The sequence below is a fragment of the Rhodococcus sp. P3_B8 genome (genome assembly GCF_056402775.1).
Genome location: NZ_JBFUGT010000566.1, coordinates 1 through 2,190, shown reverse-complemented (window position 1 = coordinate 2,190; position 2,190 = coordinate 1). Strand labels below are relative to the sequence as shown.

2 protein-coding genes are annotated in these 2,190 nt (G+C 67.6%); both read left to right on the top strand.

From position 1 onward, the window contains the following. Window positions 1-31: 31 nt before the first annotated feature. The gene (locus AC1D1G_RS44605; protein ID WP_477956873.1) at window positions 32-1,960 is read left to right on the top strand and encodes a primary-amine oxidase; all 1,929 of its coding nucleotides are present in this window, start codon (window positions 32-34) and stop codon (window positions 1,958-1,960) included. Next, window positions 1,953-2,190 (top strand): aldehyde dehydrogenase family protein (locus tag AC1D1G_RS44600; RefSeq protein WP_477956872.1); only part of this gene is annotated, 238 nt, incomplete at its 3' end. The genes AC1D1G_RS44605 and AC1D1G_RS44600, both read left to right, overlap by 8 nt.

The following is a 2,190-nucleotide window of genomic DNA, read 5'->3' as shown; positions in this document are numbered from 1 at the left end:
GACCCGGACGACCACCGGCACGTTCCATCCTCTGGACCCGTTGGGGGCGGACGAATTCGCGAAGGCCGCGGCCGTCCTCGCCCGGGAACACGGGGTCGGGGACGGCTGGCGGTTCGCGTCGATCGAACTGGCCGAGCCGGCCAAGGCCGAGGTGTCGGCGTTCGACACGTCGGGCGCCGTCCCGGACCGCCGGGCCGTCGTCGTGTGCTTCGACCGCAGCAGCGGAGACACCTACAAGGCGCTCGTCTCGCTCACGGAAGACAACGTGGTCTCCTGGGAGCACATCCCGGACGTCCAGGCGAATTTCACCGTGGACGAATGGGAAGAGGCGGACGCCTTCCTCCGCGGGCACCCGGACGTGATCGCGGCGCTCGCGAAGCGCGGGATCACCGACCTGAGCCTGGTGTTCATGGACGTGTGGACGTACGGCGACGCGGTGACCCCGGAAAAGTACAAGGGACGCCGGCTCGGCTGGTCGGACACCTGGGTGCGGGCGGCCGAGGGCGCCAACCCGTATGCGGGCCCGGTCAACGGTTTCCACTGCGTGATCGACGTCAACAAGATGGAACTGCTCGAGATCGAGGACACGTTCAGCGTCGAACGTCCCGAGGTCATGGGCGAGTACGTGCCCCGGCACATCCCGGAACGGATCCGCGACGCGAGCACCCGGCCGCCGTTGAAGCCGTTGGACATCGTCCAGCCGGAGGGACCGTCGTTCACGCTCGAGGGCAACAAGCTCGAGTGGCAGAACTGGTCACTGCGGGTGGGGTTCAACTATCGCGAGGGCATGACCCTGCACGCGGTGACCTACAACGACAACGGCCGGGTGCGCTCGATCGCGAACCGGATGTCGTTCGCGGAGATGGCGGTGCCGTATCGCGACACGAGCACCGATCACTACCGCCGCACCGCCTTCGACATCGGCGAGTGGGGCATCGGGTTCATGACCACGTCGCTGACCCTGGGCTGCGACTGCCTCGGTGAGATCCGGTACCTCGACGCCGTCCTCCACGACAGCCACGGTGTGCCGTACACGATCGAGAACGCGATCTGTATCCACGAGGAGGACAACGCCGTCCTCTGGAAGCACGTCGACCACGACGCGGGCGCCGAGGTGCGCCGCATGCGGCGGCTGACGGTGTCGACGCACGTGACGGTCGCGAACTACGAATATCTCGTGTACTGGCGGTTCTACCAGGACGGCAACATCGAGTGCGAGGTCCGCGCCACCGGGATCATGGTGGTCAGCCACTTCCCCGAAGGCGGGGAGCACCCCAGCGGGACGCTCGTCGACAACCGCACGTACGCGCCGTTCCACCAGCACTTCCTGGTCGCCCGCCTCGATCTCGACGTGGACGGCACCGAGAACACGGTGTACGCGACCGAGACCGAGGTGGTGCCGATGGGCCCGGACAACCCTCTGGGTCTGGCGCTGCGCCAGAAGAACACCCCGCTGCGCACCGAACACGAAGGCCGCCAGGACTTCGACTGGCAGAGCCAGCGGGCGTGGAAGGWGGTCAACGACAACACGACCACCGGGCTCGGCACCGCCCCCGCCTACAAGCTCGTTCCCGGCGGCGCGATACCGTCGATGTTCGACCCGGCGTCGCCGATCTTCCAGCGCACCGGTGCGATCGGCCACACCGTCTGGGTGACACCCAATTCACCCGACGAGCGCTGGCCTGCCGGGGAATTCGTGAACCAGAGCAAGGTCGATCACGGACTTCCCGCCTGGACCGAGGCAAACCGCCCGATCGAGAACACCGACGTGGTGCTCTGGTACACGTTCGGTATCCACCACATTCCCCGGCCGGAGGACTGGCCGATCATGCCTGCGGACACCGTGTCCTTCTGGCTGAAGCCGGCCGGATTCTTCGACCGCAACCCCGCCCTCGACGTCGCCCCCACCCCGGAGGCGTGCGATCACCACCATTCCCACCACGAGGACTCCGATGACTGATTTCGAACGGCTCCGCGCCACCCTGCCTACCGGTCTGTGGATCGACGGCGCCCAGACCGACCCGATCGACGGCGGCACGTTCCCGGTCTACGACCCGGCCACGGGAACCCTCATCGCCGACGTCGCCGATGCCGGCGGCAAGGACGCGATGCGCGCACTGGACTCCGCCGCGGCAGTCCAGGAGGAATGGGCCGCGACCGCGCCCCGGCAGCGGTCGATTATCCTGCGCT